Here is a 248-nt window from a genome sequence, read left to right as displayed (position 1 = left end):
TGTGTTGAACTTGGGCTCTCGATGAGGCAAGTTAACAGATTGATTCAAGACTATCAAGAAGGAGGAAAAGCTGTTTTTTCACACGGCAACAGAGGAAAAGCAGCTAGGCACGCCGTGCCAGAGGAAACAAAAAGACAAGTGATCGAGCTCTATCAAAGTTTTAAGATAAAGCCTAACGTGAAGCATTTTACTGAAATTTTGAAGGAGGATCATGCTATCTGTTACACCGATACGACCATTCGTCATAT

Annotated in this window: 1 protein-coding gene; it reads left to right on the top strand. The window is 41.5% G+C overall.

All coding sequences use genetic code 11. The features are described 5' to 3' along the window. On the top strand, positions 1 to 248 hold a 248-nt coding region (locus ACEN36_RS13180; RefSeq protein ID WP_407126916.1), incomplete at both ends, for a helix-turn-helix domain-containing protein.

This window comes from Desemzia sp. FAM 23989 (genome assembly GCF_045528345.1).
Taxonomy (GTDB): Bacteria; Bacillota; Bacilli; order Lactobacillales; family Carnobacteriaceae; genus Desemzia.
The sequence above is the reverse complement of the archived record's forward strand: the minus strand, read 5'-3'. Positions and strand labels throughout refer to the sequence as shown.